The following is an 18,721-nucleotide window of genomic DNA, read 5'->3' on the forward strand; positions in this document are numbered from 1 at the left end:
TGCGGGTGGCAAAGGGATTGTCGTTTTCCGGCAATTCCTGCCAGATCGCGGTGTGAATCAAGTCTTTCGGCGACGGCGCCGGGGCGTTTTGGCTCATGGCATTCCTCACAGCAGGCTCATGCCGCCATCAACGACGATTTCTTCGCCAACGATGTAAGAGGCGTCGCTGCAGGCCAGGAACAGGGCGGCTTTCGCCACTTCGTCGGGCTGGCCAAAGCGTTTGCTGGGCGACTTGGCGGCAATGGCTTGTTTTTTTTCCTCGGCCACTGCCGGCGGCAAACCCAGCCGGTCGAACATCGGCGTGGCGATCGGTCCCGGGCTAATGGCATTGACGCGGATCCCTCGTCCGATCAATTCCAATCCCAGTGATTTCACCATCGAGCGCAATCCTGCTTTGGCGGCGCCGTACACGGTGAAATTGGGCGAGCCGAGCTGATTGGTAATCGACGTCGTCACAATAATACTGCCGCCCGCCTTCATCAGCGGCAACGCTTTCTGGATGGTGAAGAACACGCCCTTCAGGTTGATGCCGACTTGTTCGTCAAACGACGCTTCGGTCACGTGTTCGATCGGGGCGGGGTTCGCCGCGCCGGCATTGATAAACAAGACGTCGAGTTTGCCAAAATTGGTTTTGATGCGCTCCATGGTGGCGTCGATTCCCGCCATGTCGCCCGCATCCGCCTGGATCAGCAGCACTTCGTTATGTAGTGCAGCACCCGCTTCATCGAGCGTCTGGCGGTTGCGGCCACTGATGGCGACCAGGGCGCCGTGCTGCTGGAACAGCGCTGCGCTGGCCAGGCCGATGCCGCTGCTGCCGCCAGTGATCAGGGCAGTCTTGCCTTGCAATTTTTTGTCAGCCATCATTGGCCCTCGTCCAGCAACACACGCAGACGGCTGCCCATCGGCGGAACCTGTTCCGGATCGATGTATACATCCAGCAGTGTCGGGCCAGGGTAATTGCAGATGGACTTGATGTCGAGCGCCTGCAAGTCGGCCGCGCTGCGGATCGTGTAGCCGCGGCCACCCTGCGCGCGCGACATGGCCGCGAAGTCGGTCGGCGGCAACGCGTAGCCGATTTGTTCGGCGCCGCCGAGGCGCTGGCCGTGCTTCACCATGCCCAGTGCGCGGTCGTTCAGTACGACAAAAATCACGCACTGCTGTTCGGCCACGGCGACAGACAATTCTTGTCCGCTCATCAGGAAAGAACCGTCGCCCGTGATGCACACGACCGGCGCCGAAGGGTTGCCGGCGGCAGTGCCGATCGCGGCGCCGATCGCCCAGCCCATCGGCGCAAAGTGCGTGGTCAGGCGCAGCCAGCCGCCGGCGCTCTGGCGCTTGCCCATCTCGCGGGGGCGGTCGCCGCCGCCAAAGCGGCGCTCGCCCATGCGGCGGCACTGCGGCTGCAGATAGTGCGTCGCCCAGGCCACGCTGTTGCCGGCATCGGCCAGGTAACGGGTACTGTGCGGGAACAGTTCGCCCAGTTCTTTCATCAGGCGCTGCGGCGTCAGCGGATTGGCGTCGCTGTGGAAGGCTTCCGGCGCATCCAGCATGTCTTCCGGATTCCAGTGCTTGGCGGCCTTGTCGCGTGCCATGCGGCGGCGTTCCACGGTGGGATCCGTATGCGATCCCGCCTGGTGGATGCGGTCGATCAGACGGTCAAAGATGGCGCGCAGGCTGCCGCGCAAGTGGTAGCGGGCCATCGGCGTGCGGGCCAGGTGTTCTTCCGATTCGTCAATGTGCACCAGGCGGTCGTTGAGCAGGCTGGCGTTCCAGCCGCCGGTATTCCATTCGCCCATGCTGGTGCCGACGGCGACGATCAAGTCCACCGATGGATCATTTAGCGCCGCTTCCGCGGAAGCATGGCCGCCAAAGCCGAATACGCCACGGTACAGCGGGTGTTGCGGGCTGACTAAGCCTTTGCCATCCGGCGTGGTCACAAAGGTTGCGCCTTTGAGCTTGGCGAACTGCAAAATCGAATGGATGGAGTCGCCGCAGCCGCCGCCGACGAGGATCACGACATTGCGCGCCCCGCTCAGCATGTCGCGCAGGTTTTCAATGGCGCCGCTGTCCACCAGCGATGCCGGACGCAGCAGCGAACCCATATCGTAGTTGGGTTTGCTCTGCGTGCTTGGCGCGCGGAACACGTCGACCGGTACGGACAGGTGCACGGGACCGGCAGGCGAGCGGGTGGCGTGCTGCAGCGCCGTGATCAGTTTCCATTCCAGTTGCTGCGGGTGCGACACCAGCGAGTTATAACGGGTGCAGTGGCGGAACATGCCCAGCACGTCGATGCCGGTGCAGGCGGATTCTTGCAGCGTGTGCTTGCCAAACGAAGGCAGGGCAGGCTGGCCGGTGATGACCAGCATCGGCACGTTGTTGCCATAAGCGGTGGCCACCGCTGTCAGCATGTTGGTGGCGCCAGGGCCGGACGTGGAAATGCACACGCCGATTTTGCCCGTCTCGCGGGCATAGCCGTCAGCCATGAAGGCGGCGCCGGCTTCGTGGCGGGCCACGATGTGGTTCAGGTTGCCGCCGCGGCGCAAGTTGCGGGCGATGGCGTTATACAGGGGTTCGATGGCGCCGCCAGGGACGCCAAACACATATTCGACACCCAGTTGCTCCAGGTAGGCGACCAGCAGGTCGGCCATATCCATGCTCATTTCCGCTGGTTCTGCGGCACGTACCACGGCCGGTTGGGAGTGGTGAGTAGGTAACTGCTCGTGCTGCTCAAACTCAACGTTTTCTAACATGCGAAGCTCCTCAAATTTTGTGACATATTTGCAATGTTTATTATTCCGAGGTAATAAATGTTGCAGCGCGAAATCATAGCCTAATTTTGAGGCAGTGTGTGACAATTGGATAGATTTAGTGAAAATATTCTATTGCGCAAAAGAAATTGCTGATGAGTAATAGTTGAGTAGTGCGCGACTATTTTGGATTAAGTAAAGTGCTGCAAAAACAAATGCTTACGTCATCCCGCGAGCGCGGGGGAAATACACGGGATTTAATTCCAAGCGGAAATAAAAAATCCCGCCGAAGCGGGATTTTTGTGACATTTGCGTGAGAATTGCGTGAGATTTACAGCCGCGCCAGCGTGGCTTCGCGCTGCCGTATCAGCTGAGCAAACTGGTCCGGCGGTACGGCAGGGCTCAAGTGGTAACCCTGCAGCAAATCGCAGCGGCGCGCTTTCAGGAAGTTCAGCTGGCCTTCCGTTTCCACGCCTTCGGCCACCACTTCCAGACGCAAGCTGTGCGCCAGCGCGATGATGGCCGTGACGATGGCCGCATCGTCCGCATCTTGCGGCACGTCGCGTACGAACGAGCGGTCGATCTTGATGATGTCGACCGGGAAGCGCTTCAGGTACGACAGCGACGAATAACCGGTGCCGAAGTCGTCGATCGACAGCCGTACGCCCAGCGCCCGCAGGCGGTGCAGGGCGGTCAGCGTATCCTGCGCATTTTCCATCAGCGTGCTTTCCGTGATTTCCAGCTCCAGCAAGTGCGCCGGCAAGCCGGTGTCGGCCAGCACGGTTTCCACCGACGTCGTGAAATCTTTTTGCAGCAGCTGGCGCACGGACAGGTTGACGGCAACGCGCAGTTGCGGCAAGCCTTGCTGCATCCACGCTTTCAGCTGGGCGCACGCGGTGCGCAAGACCCAGTCGCCCAGTGGAATAATGAGGCCGGTTTCCTCCGCCAGTGGAATGAATTCAGCCGGCGACACCATGCCGCGCACCGGATGCCGCCATCGCACCAGCGCTTCCATGCCAATCACGCGGCCATCTTCCAGCGTCGCCTGCGGCTGGTAAAACACTTCCAGCTGGTGCTGTTCCAGTGCGCGGCGCAAATCGCTTTCCAGGCGCACGTGCTCGGAAATCGAATGTTCCATCGACGCTTCATAGAACTGGAAGCCGGTATTGGTTTTCTTGGCGCGGTACATCGCGCTGTCCGCATGCTTGACCAGGGTGGCCACGTCGTCGCCGTCGTGCGGGTACATGGCGATGCCGACACTGCTGGTGACAAAGATGTCGTGGCCATCGATCTGGAATGGCGCCGACAGCACGCGGCAAATGTTATGCGCCGCCGTGGCGGCCGAGGCCGGGCTGTCCAGCTCGCCCAGTACCACGGTGAATTCATCGCCGCCCAAGCGCGCCACCGTATCGACATTGCGCACGCTGTGGCGCACGCGCTGGGCGACCGCCACCAGCAGGCGGTCGCCGACGTCGTGGCCCAGGTTATCGTTGACGTACTTGAAGCGGTCCAGGTCCATGAACAGCACGGCCAGGTGGTTGCCATTGTTCTTGGCCTGCTCGATGCCCTGGCCCAGCAATTCAAAGAACAGCGTACGGTTCGGCAGTCCCGTCAGGATGTCGTTGTAAGCCAGGTGGCGGATGCGTTTTTCCGCGCGGTTGGCTTCGATGATGCGGCGCACGCGCTGCGACAGCACGGCATAGTGGATCGGCTTGGGAATGTAATCCGAGGCGCCGGCGGCAAATGCGCGTTCGACGGATGAATTGTCTTGCAGCGCCGTGATCATCAGCACGGGAATCGAGCTGCCGCCCGGCATTTCCTGCAAGCGGGCGCACGCCGTAAAGCCATCCATGTGCGGCATGACGGCGTCCATCAGGATCACGTCCGGCTGGAAGCGCTTCAGCATGGCCAGCGCTTCTTCGCCATCGGACGCTTCTTCCACCTGGAAGCCGTCGCGCTGCAGCGTATAGCGCAACGTGCTGCGCGTGCTGCGGTCATCGTCGACCACCAGCACTTGCGCCATGTCTTCCTGCTCCGGATGGCTGTCGTGGCCGCCGGCATTGACTTCGGCGTCGAGGAATGCCGCCACCTGGCTGTATTCCGCTCTCAGGCCAGGCAACAGTGGCGGGATCTGGTCCAGGCGGCGGGCAATCGCCAGTTCTTCAATCTTTTGCGCCTGCGACGACAGGTCCGTCGCGCCCAGGTTGCCGGACGAGCCTTTCAGCGCGTGGGCGCGGGAGCGGGCGGTTTCCGCATCGTTGGCGTACACCGCCTGTTCCAGTTCATTCAGGTAGACGGGCGAATCTTCCAGGAAGGGCGATACCGCGTGCGGCAGGGCGGCGCCCAGGATTTCACGCAGCTTGTCGAATACGGCGCGGTCCAGCGGCGTGCCTTGCGGCGTGTCGCCATGGCGTTCCTGCGGGGTTTCCGTCGGCACCGGCGGGGTCGCGCCGCCATGGCCCGGCAGCCATTTTTGCAGCTTGTGGCGCAGTTCCAGCAAGGTGATCGGCTTGGCCAGGTAATCGTCCATGCCGGCCGCCATGCATTTTTCCGCATCGCCGCGCTGCGTGTTGGCCGTCATTGCCACCAGCGGCGTACGCAGGCCGAGGGTTTCTTCATAGGTGCGGATATGGGCGGTGGCTTCATAGCCATCCATTTCCGGCATGCTGCAATCCATCAGGATCATGTCGAAGCGGGCGCGCTTGGCGGCTTCCACCGCTTCGCGGCCGTTCGATGCGAATTCGCACACGCAATTATTCATGGCCAGCATGCCTGCCGCCACCATCTGGTTGGTGCGGTTATCTTCGGCCACCAGCACGCGGAACTGGCGCGACGCCGGCGCCGGCGTTGGCAGGGCTGGCGCCTGGCCAGGTGCGGCCGGTTTGGCCTGCTGTTCCGGCTGGGCGGCGTGGCCCCGGCCTGCCAGCAATTCGTGCAGCGCATTGATCACGCGGCCCATGCGCAGCGGCTTCGGCACGGTGGCGTGCGTTGCGGCGCCGGCCATGCTGCCGCCGCCGTGGCGGTCCATCAGCAGCAGTTCCGGCGACAGGCCGGCGGCGCTAATGCGGCTGGCGATATCCATGCCGTGCTCGTCCACCAGATTCACGTCCATCATGACGATGCGGTAAGGCTGGCCATTGTCGGATGCGGCTTTCAGCTCGTTCATGGCCTTGCCGCCGCCATCGGCGAGGAAGTGCTGCATGCGGTGCTGTTCGAACATCTGGCCCAGCAGCGAACGCACGGTGGCGCTGGCGTCGATCACCATCACGCGCAATTGCGCCAGCTGCGGGTCGGCTTCCAGCGACAGCTGCGTGACGGAAGGCTTGCACTGCACGGTGAATTCAAACGTGGTGCCGGCGCCGGGCGTGCTGGAAACGCTGATTTCGCCGCTCATCAAGCCGACCAGCTGGCGGCAGATGGCCAGGCCCAGTCCCGTGCCGCCATAGCGGCGCGTGGTCGACGGGTCGGGCTGCACATATGATTCAAACAAGTGGCTTTGCACGTCGGGGCTCATGCCGATGCCTGTGTCGCGCACAATGAAACGCAGGCCGAATGGTTCGCTGCCGGACACTTGCACGTGCAGCGACACTTCGCCCTTGTCCGTGAACTTGACGGCGTTGCCCAGCAGGTTGATGAGGATCTGGCGCAGGCGCAGCGCATCGCCCGTGACGCGTTCCGGCACGCCTTCAGCCAGCATGTACGACAATTCCAGGCTCTTTTGCTGAGCGGGGCGGGCCACCAGTTCCAGCACTTCTTCGACCAGTTTGCGCAAGTCGAAATCTGTCTCTTCCAAGGTCAGCTTGCCCGCTTCCATCTTGGAAAAGTCCAGCACGTTGTTGATCAGGTCAATCAGCGTGCGCGACGAATTCCACGCCACGTCCACGCATTCCTGCTGGCGCTGCGTCAGGCGCATTTCCTTCAGCATGTCCAGCATGCCGACCACGCCATTCAACGGCGTGCGCACTTCGTGGCTGACGGTGGCGGCAAATTGCGCCTTCATTTCCGCCATGTTGACGGCGGCGTCGCGCGATTCCTTCAATTCCGCTTCGCGCTGTTCCAGCACGTTCATCATCTTGTTGAACGCTTGCGCCATGTCGATCAGGTCGCGCGGGCCGGCCGGGGCGGCGCGCATGCCCGATTCGCCCGCTTCCGCGCGGCGCATCAGGTCGGACAAGGCGTTCAACGGGTTGATCATGTGGCGGGTCGCCAGGCGCACCAGGCCCAGCAGGATGGCGGCAAACGACAGCGTCAGCGCCAGATTGCCCAGCAATAGCGACCACGTCAGGCGGTCCAGCGTATCCTTGCCCACCTGTACGTGGACGTAGCCCAGCAACTGCGGCTGCTGTTCCTGCATGTCGAACGGCGATGCTTCCGTCTGGCCGCCGAAGACGGGCGCGGCAAACAGCCATGCATCCTTGCTTTCGCCAACCAGGCTGGCGTGCTGCGGGCTGGCCTGGGCGCCCGGCATGTCTGCCAGCTTGCCGCCGCGGTGCTGCTCCTGCAGCAGCAAGACTTTATGTTTGGCGTCGCTGATCTGCAGCCCCGTCACGTCAGGGAATGCGAGGGTCGTGCTGACGACGTCGCGGGCATTTTCCGCGGAATGGAACAGCAGCGCCAGCGTCGACTGGCGCGCCAGGTTATCGGCAATGCGCTGGCCCTGTTCCGTGAAGTGGTCGCGCATGCGGCCGCGCGCCTCCCACGAGTTCATCAGGGAAGAAAACAGGGCCAGGCCCAGAATCGACGTCGATACAATGACTGTCAGCTGGCGGCGGAAACCGGTGCGGCGCAAATAGTTACGAAACATAATGACCGTATTCAGGGCTGCGGATAAACATAATCAAAACGGTGTTGCGAAGACAGGTTCAAGCCCATGTGGTTGGCGGTTCGCACATTGACGGCAGTTTGCAAATCGCGCAGCGGGACCAGGCCACGGCGCTTGCTGTCGCCATTGATCACGCTCATCGCGGAACTGGCCAGGGCCCGGCCCAATTCCACGTTATTCGGTCCCATGGCGAACAGCGCGCCTTTTTTCACATGCAGGACATTGCTGGAAAACAGGGGAACGCCGCTGTTCCACGACTCGCGCAGCACCATCGGCAAGATGATGCTTTCTTCGACCGTGGTGGAATCATGCGGCAGCCAGACGGCGTCGCGGCGGCTGTCGGCATTGGCAAACAATTGCGGATACAGTTGCGCGGCCTTGCCCAGTTCCGTTGCCACGTGGGTTTGCAATTCCAGGCCCTGGGCGCGGGCCGCGTCGCGCGCCAGGCGGATCAGCCAATCGCTTTTTTGCGGGTCATACACGACGATGACGCGCCGTAGCTCCGGCAGCAGCGTGCGCAGGCGGGAAAACAGCAGGGCCGGATCGGGCGTCAGGCTGATGCCGGCCACGTTTTCCGCGTCGGACAGCAGCAGCACGCCGCCCGCCAGCACCGTGATTTCGCGGTCCAGCCCCGCCGTGGCGTTCAAGCCCTGGCGGCCCAATGCAATCACCACGCGGGTATTGTTATGTTTGAGGGTGGTGTTCAATTCCGCCGTATCGACTTTGGGGTCGACCGGGTAGCTGCGCACGCGCAGCCGCGTACGTTCTTCGATGCCCTGGATGATGCTGGTAAAGGCGGCACGGAAGGGCGCTTCCACGTTCGGGTACAGTACGGCAATGGACCCTTTGCCGATCGATGCCTGCACGTCCGGACGGCGCAGCTGGTCTTCCAGCTGCGCCAGGGTAATGGGGCGGACATAGTCGGAACGTGGGTTATCGCTCCGGATGACCGGCATGGTCACGGAGGATGCATTGCCCGACTCGATGCGTTCCATAATGGCGCCGACACTATTGCGTGCCGCAGCGCCCGCGCCAGGCAGGTCGATTGAAGGTTTCAGTCCTTGCGAAGCGGCGGGGGACACAGCCAGCGACAACGACAGGACCACGCCGGCGCCAATTCTGCGCACGACGCTGGTTATCATTTTAATCATTATACTGTCCGATGGGGCCCGGTAGCGGACATATATCCTGTCTGCAATATCTGGGGGGCCGTCACACCCGGTAGTATATGCTAGTTACTTGGTTTATAAGAAAGAAATTTACTTCCACACGGCACTAATTTACATGGTGCAATGTTTCTGCCCGCGTTTAAGGCTCTGGATAAACGAAGTCGAACGTACGTTGTTGTCCGCTGGCGACGTTAATGCCGATGTGGCTGGCGGTACGTGTATTGAATGCCGTACGGACTGCCCGCAGCGGAGCGACGCCCGCGCGGCCGCTGTCGCCATTGAGCATGCCGAGCGCGATGGTGGCCAGTTCCTTGCCCAATTCAAAGTTGTTAGGAAATAAAGCAAACAGCGCGCCTTTTTTCACGTGCAGGATGCTGCTGGAAAAGATCGGCACGTTGCGGTTCCATGATTCTTTCAACACCAGCGGCAGCACCGTGGTTTCTTCCACGGTGACGGGATCTTGCGGCAGCCACAGCGCGTCCGTGCGGCCATCGGCGCCGGCCAGCGCGCTTTCATAGCGGCGCACAGCCGTGGCCAGGTCGGCAGCCTCCAGCGGCACCAGTTCCAGCCCCTGCGCGCGGGCCGCATCGCGGGCGGTCTTCAGCATGGACTGGCTGTATTGCGGGCTGTAGACCACGATGACGCGCTTGACGGTCGGCACCAGGCTTTTTAAGTGGGAAAACAGCAGGGCGGGATCGGGCGTCAGGCTGATGCCGCGCAGCTTATCGGCGTCCGGCACCGAGCTGACGCCGCCGACGACAACGCTGACGGACGGGTCAAACGCGGCGGCGGCCTGGAGTCCCTGGCGGCCCAGTGCAATGACGACTTTACCGCCGTTTTTCTTCAACGTGGCTTGCAATTCGCTGAAATCCGCGTTCGAGGCGACTGGATAGCCCTTGACGCGGGTGCGTGCCTGTTCCTCGATGCCATCGATAATTTCAGTAAAGACCTTGCGGTATGGCTGGCCGATGTCCGGATACACGACAGCCAGCGCTTCCGGCCCGGCTGCCGCCACGTACCCGTACGCCGTCGCGGCATACAGGGCCGGCAGCAAGATCAGCAGCTTTCTACGTTGATTACACAAATCGGGGACGTCGGGATAAATATTAATTAATTGCAGGAAAGAGTTTATCCGGCCCGCGCTGCTTGTACACAAAAAAGTGCCAACTATAGCGCGGAGAGTGCGATTGTTGTTGCTTTTTTAGCCAGAGGGCCGTGCAACCCCCGGTTAACTAGACCAGCTTATCCATTGGTCCCATGCCGTCACCACTTGCAGCCATGGTCTTTTTTATCGGTGAGTACGCGGGCTGCAATGACCAGCGGCGCCAGCAGGCCGGCGCCGGCGCCCGACATCAGGCAGTCGGGCCGGGCGCCCTGTTTGATGCCTTTGCCCAGTTCGTTTTCACCGGCCACGTCGTTAATGGGTTTGTCGCGCAGCTGGGCCACGGCGGGATCGTCTTTCCCGGCCTTGGCAACGGCAAGCTTGCGCGCGGACTGTAGTGCTGCCGCCGTGTCAAACGTCCCGGAACCTTTGGCTGTCGGCGCGGCAAATGGATCAGGCGGCTCGTTGGGGCTGGCGGGAATGACCGTGATGGCAGCTTGCTGTTTCTGGTTGTCTTCCTTGTCACGCTGGCGCGCCGCGGTCATGGCCGGCGCGTGGGCAATGGCGGCGGGCTTGTTATGCGGCGATACTGGCTGGCGGCGTGGTTCCACCAGGGGCGGCGGGGGTTCCGGTGCGGGTTTTGGCGCGGGAGTGGGTAAGATACTCACCGTCAGCCAGCGGGCGGGTTGGCTAGTACGCTGCACTGGTGGGCGCTGGGACAGCAGCAGGGCGCCCAGTCCCGCGTGGATCAGCAGCGAGATCACGATGCCGGGCGCCAGCGACCGGCTGCGGTACGGTACAGTTTTCACAGCATCCCTGCTACAGCGAAAAGGCCAGTGTAGCACTGGGAATTGTCAATATAGTAAGCTGTTACATTTGCTGACAAGCGGCAATTTTGAGGGTGCAAATTACGTGTGCTGGCGGGCCGGCTGCAGGCTTGCCAGCAGCACTGCGCCGATAATCAATGCCCCGCCCAGCACCACTTGCGGCCCCGGCACCGCATTAAACGCCAGCCACGCCAGCGCTATCGCATACACCGGTTCCATGCTGATGACGACTGCCACGGTTTGCGCCTTCACCACGTCCAGCGCCTGCAGGAAGATTGTATAAGCGAGCCCGGTGCAAACGGCGCCCAGTAGCGCCAGCAGCAGCCAGTCGCGCGCATCCAGCCCGGCCATGGCTGCGGGGCTGAACGGGGCAATGACGATGCACGCGGCCAGGCACTGCCACCAGCATGACTGCGCGCTGGTGGCGGCAGGGGCGCGGTAGCGGTTAAAGACGGCGATGCCCGCGTAAATCGCACCGGAGAGGATGCCCCACAGCAACCCGGCGGTGCCGGTATCGGCCAGGGAAAAGCGCGGCGTGATCAGCGCCATCCCGGCTGTTACCAGCAACAGCACCAGCACGTCACGGGCGGGCGGCCTGGCCCGCAAGATCACGGCTTCCAGCAGCGCGACAAATACAGGGAAGGATGCGAAACCCAGCGTGGCCAGCGCAACGCCGCCATATTGCACCGCCATGAAAAACGTCACCCAGTGCAGCGCCAGCATGGCGCCCAGCACGCACAGCGCCGCGATGCCTTTGTCAGCCAATCCCTTCCATGGCGGGTTGCGGCCCCACGCAGCCACCAGCGACAGCGCCAGCACGGCAAACACGGTGCGTCCGAATACGATGGCGATCGGCCCGGCCTGCACGGCTTCGCCGAACAGCGCCGTGCTGCCAAACAGGATGGCGGAGAAATGCAGCCGCAACAGGGCGCTGGTGCGAGAGATGGCCATCAGCGGACCCGGTTGGAACCAGCGTGGAGCGGCATGAAGCGGTACGAATGTTGCAAACTTCCCCCAAGAAATGTTTAAAAAAGTAAAACATGCCTTTTGCGCAAGGTCAAGCCATGGCATGCCATGTTCTGCCAATGGGAAGGCGGGTACAATGCACACTTTCGTTCCAAACAAGATTCACAGTGCAGACCCGCCAACTCTATTTCCGCCTGCTGGGCGAGTTTCGCCCCTACCTGGGCGCCCTGATCGCCACGCTGGCCGCGGTTGGCATTGCTTCCGCCACGGACGTGCTGCTGATCCGGCAGTTGCAAAATGTCGTCAATGCGCTGGGCGCCGGCGCCGGCGGAAAAACTGCGCTGGGTGTGTCGGCCCTGCCGGCAGCCAGCATGATGGCCACGGTGCAGGGCTGGATCGACCAGCTGCTGCCTGGCGATCCGGCAAAGGCGGCGCTGTGGAGCATTCCGGTGGTGATCATGGCGCTGGCGCTGTTGCGCATGGTGTCGACGTTTTCCGGCGACTATGGCGCGTCTTGGCTGAGCAACCGGGTCCAGGCAAATTTGCGGGAAGCCATGTTTATCCGCTTGCTGCGCTTGCCGAACCGCTATTTTGACCAGGCATCGACTGGCGCCACGCTGTCGCGCGTGACCTACGATACCACGCAGGTGGCGCAGGGATTCCTGACGGTGATGAATGTGTTCGTGCGTGATTCGGTGCTGGCAATCGGCTACCTGATCACGCTGTTCACCACTGACTGGCAACTGGCGAGTTTTTGCATGGGCTTGCTGCCACTGGTGGCGGCCGTGGTGACGGTGGCGGGGCGCCGCATGCGCCGCCTGGCCGAAGATACGCAGGCAGCCGTGGGGGAATTGACGCGCGTGCTCGATGAAAGTATCGGCGGCCAGCGGGTGGTGAAAATCTTTGGCGGCCAGCGCTACGAACAGCAGCGGTTCCACGAAGTCGTCAAGCACAACCGGCATTTGGCCGTCAAACACTCGGCCACGGCGGCGCTGAACTCCGGCATCATCATGATGCTGGTCGGGATGACGCTGTCGGCCGTGATTTACTTTGCGCTGCTGCGCGCGCAGGCCGGCGCGCTGACGCCAGGCTCGTTCGTGGCGTTCATGGTGGCGCTGATGGCGATGCAGTCGCCGATCAAAAACCTGACCAAGATGAACGAGCCGTTGCAGCGCGCACTGGCTTCCGCGAAATCCGTATTCGGCCTGATCGATACGCCTGCCGAAGCCGATAGCGGCGCGCTGGCGCTGCAGCGCGCGCAGGGCCGCATTGCCGTGCAGGGCGTCAGCTTCCGCTACAACCCGGACGACCCGGATGCCGCGCCTGCGCTGCGCGACGTGTCGCTCGACATCGCGGCCGGCGAAACCGTGGCGCTGGTCGGCGGTTCGGGCAGCGGCAAGACCACGCTGGCCGGCTTGCTGCCGCGCTTTTATGACGTGGGCGATGGCCGCATCCTGCTCGACGGCCACGACTTGCGCGACTATAAGCTGGCGGATTTGCGTGCGCAAATTGCGCTGGTCAGCCAGGACGTGGTGCTGTTCAACGATACGCTGTCAGCCAATATCGCGTATGGCGACCCGGCGCCGGACCAGACCCGCATCGAAGCGGCGGCGCGCGCTGCCTATGCGCATGACTTCATCATGAAGCAGCCGCAGGGCTATGCGACGCAGGTGGGCGAAAATGGCTTGCGCCTGTCCGGCGGCCAGCGCCAGCGGCTGGCCATTGCGCGGGCGCTGTATAAGGATGCGCCTATCCTGATTCTCGATGAAGCCACCAGTGCGCTCGATACGGAATCGGAACGCCAGGTGCAGGCCGCGCTGGAAGTGCTGATGCGGGGCCGCACCACGGTGGTGATCGCGCACCGCCTGTCGACCATTGAAAAAGCCGACCGCATCGTGGTCATGGAATCGGGCCGGATTGCCGAAGCGGGCCCGCACGATGCACTGCTGGCCAAGGGCGGCCACTATGCGCGGCTGTACCAGACGCAAAAGCAGGTGACCGCCTAGCATGCATGGGGCGGACTGCGCGCCCTGCTGGGATCAGAATGAATACACGAGCGTCAGCGACGTTTGCGTATCGGTGCTCTTCTTGTCGGCCGGTGCATTGGTGTCGTTGCGCGCCGCGAACGCCGCCTTCATTTGCATGGTGCCGTTGATTTTCGTGCTGAGCGCGGTTTCCGCCTGCGAGTGCATGTTGGACGTGCCTTTTTCCACGCTGAGGTTTTGCGTGAACAGGGCGGTCGGGCTGACTTGCCAGCGGTAGACTGCCGCGCCGCGCACGGTCAAGCCATTTTCCACGTCGCCATTGGCGCGCTTGCCGACAAAGTAGCCAGGACCGAGTTCGATGTCCAGCGTCTTGTCGCGCGAGCGGAACCAGCGTGCGCTGTGGCCGACGGACAGCGAACTGTATCGGGTGAAGGCGCCAAACTGGTCATTGACGTGCGAACCCAGCACGAACAGTTTTTTGTCGCGGTCTTCCAGGTGGTAGGCCGCCTTGGCGGACGTTTCAAAACGCTCGGCGGAGCGGGTGCGGTGCTTGTCGCCGAAGGCATCGACCGTGCGGTCTTCCTTGAAAAATCCGGAAAAGATGTACTGGTTGCTCCAGTCTTCCAGTTCCTGCCGTGCGTCGATCTTGCCCGTCACGGACGTGCCGGACGTATTGCCGGTGGTGGTAATGGCGCCCAGTTCGGCGGCGGTGGACCAGGTTTTGTCCATGTTGTCGTCGGCGCAGGCAGCGCCTTGCGCGGCGGCCAGAGCCAGCGCGATCAGGAATTTGAGTGTCATCAGCGGAGGGGCGGCGCGGGCGGGGCCGGCCGGCAGTTATAAACCGAGGGAGCGGCGATTGTACCTGACGGTGTTTTATCGCGCCGGGGCCGTTACACACTGTAACTGTCTGCAACAGTGTGCACCGGTCCGCTCCGTCCGCTGCCGCTCAGGCGGCAAAACCCCCGTCGATATTCAGGCTGGCGCCCGTCACGAACGCCGCGTCGGGGCTGGCCACGTAAGCGACCATGGCGGCGATTTCCGCCGCCGTGCCGTGGCGGCCGATGGCCATCAAGCCGTGCAGCTGGGCGGCAAAATCGCCGGTGCCGGGGTTGAGGTCGGTATCGACCGGGCCTGGCTGGATATTGTTGATGGTGATGCCGCGGGGCCCCAGGTCGCGCGCCATGCCTTGCACCAGGCCCAGCAGCGCGGACTTGCTCATTGCGTACGTGGCGCCGCCGGCGAACGGCATGCGGTGCGCATTGGTGCTGCCGATGTTGATGATGCGGGCGCCGGCAGCCATAAAGGGCAGCGCCGCCTGGATGCCGACAAATACGGCGCGCACATTGACGGCCCAGGTTTCATCGAACGCCGCCAGGTCGAACGTGGCGACGTCGCCCAGGCGCAGGATGCCGGCATTGTTGACGAGGATATCGATCTTGCCGAATTCACGGCCGATGCGCCCGATCGCGCCGCGCAGCGCTTCCGCGTCGGCCGCGTCGGCACGGATGGGCAGCGCGCGGCCGCCTTGCGCTGCGATGTCCGCTGCCAGCGCATTGGCGGCATCGGCGTTGTGCTGGTAAGTGAAGGCGACGGTGGCGCCGTCATGCGCCAGGCGGCGCACGATGCCGGCGCCGATGCCGCGCGAACCGCCGGTGACGAAAGCGATTTTGCCTGCGAAAGCTGGGGTGGTGGTGGTCATGCTGTTCTCCTTGAGTGAGGTGATGTGCGAGGCGACTACGGGTGGTTGATGGAGTCCAGTATGGTTGTTCGATTGGTGCTGCGGTAGCTGGTAATTGGTCGATGCACTTTCAACCGTTGGTATAAAATGGGGCCTGGCCCCTTTAGCACTATTGTGCTTAGGGCGAACGATAGTGCTAAAGGGGCCAGGCCCTAATTAATTAATGGAACCACTGAACTATCTCGCGTCTTTTATCCAGTCCGCCGAGACGGGCAGCTTTTCCGCCGCGGCGCGGCGCCTGGGGCTGACGCCGGCCGCCGTCAGCAAGAACGTGGCCCGGCTGGAATCGTCGCTGGGCGTGCGGCTGTTCCAGCGCAGTACGCGCAGCTTGACGTTGACCAGCGGCGGCGAACGGTTTCTCGAACAGGTGGGCAGTCCGTTTTCCAGCGTGCTGGAAGCGATCGATGGCGTGGCCAAGGATGACGGGCAGCCTTCCGGCGTGCTGAAAGTCGGCATGGCGCCGGCGTTTGGCCGCGAATACCTGTTGCCGCTGCTCGATGATTTCCTGGTCCGCAATCCGGCTGTCTTGCCGGACTGGCATTTCGATAACCGCGCCGTGGACTTGATTGGCGATGGTTATGATGCGGCGGTGGGCGGCGGCATCCCGCTGACGCAAGGGGTGATTGCGCGCGAATTGCTGCGCGCCGACGTGGTGGCGGTAGCGTCGCCCGCGTATTTGCAGCGCAGGGAAGTGCCGCGCCATCCGGCCGACCTGGCGCACCATGACGGCATCGTGCGGCGCTCGGTGGCGACCGGCCGCGCCAAGGTCTGGACCTTGCGCCATGACAGCGGAGAAGAAGGCCAGGCGGTGCTGCGTCCCCGCGTGATTTTCGACGATCCGGAAGCCATGGCCCATGCCGCCATGCGCCACCTGGGCGTGGCGCTGCTGCCCATGCCCCATGCCGCGCCATGGCTGCACAAAGGTTTGCTCAAGCGCGTGCTGCCCGGCTGGCGCAGCGACGCCGGGCCAGTGTCGGTCTATTACCCCAGCAAAAAGCTGCTGCCCGCGAAAACCCGCGCCTTCGTTGACCACGTGACGGCGCACTTCCGCCGCCCGGACGTGGCCGCATGGTTCGACAGCGCCCGCTATCCGTAAATTACGGTTCCACCGAGTGCGCCCGCTTCATGCAGCGCAAGATAAAAGTTGAACGGCTGTGGCGCAAACCCGGTAATTTATACAGTTTCCGGCGCAGGAATTCTTCATAGCCTGCGGTCCCGGCCACCGCCACCTTGATCAGGTAATCGTATTCGCCCGTCAGCAGATATGCCTCCATCACTTCCGGCAATTCCGCCAGCGCCTGGCCGAATTTTTCCAGCATTTCATCGTCGTGCCGTTCCAGCGTGACTTCAATGAGGACGGTATCCGGCAAGCCCAGCGCCTTCTGGTTCAGCAGCGCCGTATAGCCTTCGATGACACCGGATTCTTCCAGCGCCTTGACCCGGTTCCAGCACGGCGTAGTGGACAGGCCCACTTGCTCCGCCAGTTTGGTATTGGACAGCCGGCCGTCGCGCCGCAGCGCCCGCAAAATGCGGCGGTCCATTTCGTCTAAGGTAAGATCATCCATGATATTTAGAAAATGAAGAAGAGTATTCTTCATTCTAGTGCATAGTGGGTAATCTTTGGATGCCTATTCCGGGACGGGACGCGCATACTGTTTTACATGAACACGACATCCTTACCCCATCAAAAAACCCTGCGCTTCGCGATCGAGACGGAGGCAGCCCTGTCCACCCTTGAAAACGCGCTGGCGATTATTCGCCGTACGGGGATTACGCTGGACGGCATGCGCATTGCGCCGGGCGCCGATGGCATGGACGTGTGGATGCGGCTGGGTGCGGAGGAAGACGATGCGCTGACCTTGTGCCGCATGCGGCTGCATAACGTGGTGGGGATCCTGGCGATCCGGGAATTTCCCCGTCCCGCCGCCATGGAAACGGCCGCGCAGCTGGCGGCTGCCTGACGGCAGCGGTGAGGCTATCCTGGCAAGGCTATCCTGGCAAATAAGCGTATTTGAACGCAAACACGATGGCGATCACCCACACGACGGGTTTGACTTCCCGCGCACGGCCGGTCGCCAGCTTCAGCACCGCGTAGGTAATGAAGCCGAACGCGATGCCGTGCGCAATCGAATACGTGAAAGGAATCAGCATGGCGGTAATGGCGGCAGGGACGCTTTCCGTCGTCTCGCCCCATTCCAGGTCCGCCAGGTCGCGCAGCATCAGGCACGCGACAAACAGCAGCGCGGGCGCCGTCGCGTACGCCGGCACGACGCCGGCCAGCGGTGCGATGAACAGGCACGCGAGGAACAGGCACGCCACCGTCAGCGCCGTCAAGCCCGTGCGCCCGCCTGCCTGCACGCCCGCCGCGCTTTCCACATACGCCGTCGTGCTGGACGTGCCCAGCAGCGAACCGGCAACGATTGCGCAGCTGTCGGCCAGCAGCGCTTTATTCAAGCGTTCCATTTTGCCCGGCACCAGCAGGCCGGCGCGGTTGGCCACGCCCATCAGTGTCCCGGTGGCGTCAAACAATTCAACCAGGAAGAACACCAGCACCACATTGACGATGCCGACCCCGAGTGCGCCGCCCACGTCAAGTTTCAGCAGCGTGGGGTCGAGCGACGGCGGCGCCGACACCAGGCCGTTGAATTTATTGCCGCCAAAGGCAAAACTCATCAGCGTCACCACGACGATGCCGATCAGGATCGCGCCTTTAACCCGGAGGCGGTCCAGCGCGACGATCAGCATGAAGCCGAAAATCGCCATCAGTGCGGGCGGCTTGTGTAAATCGCCGGCAGAAATCATGGTAGCGGGATTGGCTGCAACGATGCCCGCGCTTTTCAAGGCAATCAGCCCGAGGAACAAGCCCAGGCCCACTGTGATGGCGGTGCGCAGCGAGTGCGGGATGCCGTTGACGATCATGCCGCGCAGCCCCAGCAGGCTGACAATGATGAACAGGCAGCCGGAAATGAACACGGCGCCCAGCGCCGATTGCCACGGCACGTGCATGCCCATGACGACGGCGTAAGCAAAATACGCGTTCAAGCCCATGCCGGGCGCCATGCCGATCGGGTAATTCGCATACAGCGCCATGATGACCGTCCCCAGCGCGGCGGCCAGGCAGGTGGCGACAAACACGGCTTCCTTCGGGACACCGGCGTCGCCCAGGATGGCGGGGTTGACGAAGATGATGTAGGCCATGGTGAGGAAGGTCGTGATGCCTGCCACCACTTCCGTGCGGACGTCGGTGCCGTTTTCCTTCAGCTTGAACAGGTTCTCAGTGATGGACATGGTTTCCCCCGAGGTTTTCTTGCCAGCATATCACTTTCGGCATATATCGCAGCGATTTTCACCCGCTTTCAGGCCCG

Annotated in this window: 14 protein-coding genes; 3 read left to right on the plus strand and 11 right to left on the minus strand. The window is 62.6% G+C overall.

Features of this window, described 5'->3' with window-relative positions:
* Window positions 1-105: 105 nt before the first annotated feature.
* The 7 genes from GM668_RS24520 to GM668_RS24550 form a co-directional block, all read right to left on the minus strand.
* Window positions 106-864, minus strand: a complete 759-nt coding sequence (locus tag GM668_RS24520; protein ID WP_229499855.1) for an SDR family oxidoreductase — start codon at window positions 862-864, stop codon at window positions 106-108.
* Window positions 861-2,654 carry a thiamine pyrophosphate-binding protein gene (locus GM668_RS24525; protein WP_229499858.1) on the minus strand — a complete coding sequence of 598 codons (1,794 nt, stop codon included), beginning with the start codon at window positions 2,652-2,654 and terminating at the stop codon, window positions 861-863. The genes GM668_RS24520 and GM668_RS24525 overlap by 4 nt, the downstream gene beginning before the upstream one ends.
* 424 nt (window positions 2,655-3,078) lie before the next feature.
* The gene (locus GM668_RS24530) at window positions 3,079-7,551 is read right to left on the minus strand and encodes an EAL domain-containing protein (RefSeq protein ID WP_155441603.1); all 4,473 of its coding nucleotides are present in this window, start codon (window positions 7,549-7,551) and stop codon (window positions 3,079-3,081) included.
* 11 nt (window positions 7,552-7,562) lie between these two features.
* The gene (locus GM668_RS24535; protein ID WP_155441604.1) at window positions 7,563-8,720 is read right to left on the minus strand and encodes an ABC transporter substrate-binding protein; all 1,158 of its coding nucleotides are present in this window, start codon (window positions 8,718-8,720) and stop codon (window positions 7,563-7,565) included.
* A 157-nt stretch (window positions 8,721-8,877) separates the two neighbouring features.
* A complete protein-coding gene (locus GM668_RS24540) occupies window positions 8,878-9,792 on the minus strand; it encodes an ABC transporter substrate-binding protein (RefSeq protein WP_229499860.1) in 915 nt (304 codons plus the stop codon).
* Between the two features lie 209 nt (window positions 9,793-10,001).
* Window positions 10,002-10,649, minus strand: a complete 648-nt coding sequence (locus tag GM668_RS24545; protein ID WP_155441605.1) for a hypothetical protein — start codon at window positions 10,647-10,649, stop codon at window positions 10,002-10,004.
* Between the two features lie 99 nt (window positions 10,650-10,748).
* Complete coding sequence (locus tag GM668_RS24550) at window positions 10,749-11,618, minus strand: DMT family transporter (RefSeq protein WP_170305807.1); 870 nt, start codon at window positions 11,616-11,618, stop codon at window positions 10,749-10,751.
* A gap of 182 nt (window positions 11,619-11,800) precedes the next feature.
* Between GM668_RS24550 and msbA the strand changes: the two genes are divergently transcribed.
* Window positions 11,801-13,639 (plus strand): lipid A export permease/ATP-binding protein MsbA, encoded by a 1,839-nt coding sequence (gene msbA / locus GM668_RS24555; RefSeq protein ID WP_170305808.1) that lies wholly within the window; start codon window positions 11,801-11,803, stop codon window positions 13,637-13,639.
* A gap of 33 nt (window positions 13,640-13,672) precedes the next feature.
* On the opposite strand, the gene GM668_RS24560 is transcribed toward msbA, so the two are convergent.
* Window positions 13,673-14,416 (minus strand): DUF481 domain-containing protein, encoded by a 744-nt coding sequence (locus GM668_RS24560; RefSeq protein ID WP_155441608.1) that lies wholly within the window; start codon window positions 14,414-14,416, stop codon window positions 13,673-13,675.
* Between the two features lie 148 nt (window positions 14,417-14,564).
* Window positions 14,565-15,317 carry an SDR family oxidoreductase gene (locus tag GM668_RS24565; RefSeq protein WP_155441609.1) on the minus strand — a complete coding sequence of 251 codons (753 nt, stop codon included), beginning with the start codon at window positions 15,315-15,317 and terminating at the stop codon, window positions 14,565-14,567.
* Window positions 15,318-15,519: 202 nt separating this feature from the next.
* Here GM668_RS24565 and GM668_RS24570 point away from each other — a divergent pair, with 202 nt between their 5' ends.
* Complete coding sequence (locus GM668_RS24570; RefSeq protein WP_155441610.1) at window positions 15,520-16,452, plus strand: LysR family transcriptional regulator; 933 nt, start codon at window positions 15,520-15,522, stop codon at window positions 16,450-16,452.
* A 1-nt stretch (window position 16,453) separates the two neighbouring features.
* On the opposite strand, the gene GM668_RS24575 is transcribed toward GM668_RS24570, so the two are convergent.
* Window positions 16,454-16,921, minus strand: coding sequence for an Lrp/AsnC family transcriptional regulator (locus GM668_RS24575; protein WP_155441611.1), 468 nt, complete (start codon window positions 16,919-16,921; stop codon window positions 16,454-16,456).
* 96 nt (window positions 16,922-17,017) lie between these two features.
* On the opposite strand from GM668_RS24575, the gene GM668_RS24580 reads away from it, so the two are divergent.
* Window positions 17,018-17,317, plus strand: a complete 300-nt coding sequence (locus GM668_RS24580) for a hypothetical protein (RefSeq protein WP_155441612.1) — start codon at window positions 17,018-17,020, stop codon at window positions 17,315-17,317.
* A gap of 28 nt (window positions 17,318-17,345) precedes the next feature.
* Here GM668_RS24580 and GM668_RS24585 read toward each other — a convergent pair whose 3' ends face one another.
* Window positions 17,346-18,644 carry an NCS2 family permease gene (locus tag GM668_RS24585; protein ID WP_155441613.1) on the minus strand — a complete coding sequence of 433 codons (1,299 nt, stop codon included), beginning with the start codon at window positions 18,642-18,644 and terminating at the stop codon, window positions 17,346-17,348.
* Between the last annotated feature and the right edge of the window lie 77 nt (window positions 18,645-18,721).

The organism is Pseudoduganella ginsengisoli, assembly GCF_009720865.1.
In the GTDB taxonomy this organism is placed as follows: Bacteria; Pseudomonadota; Gammaproteobacteria; order Burkholderiales; family Burkholderiaceae_D; genus Rugamonas; species Rugamonas ginsengisoli.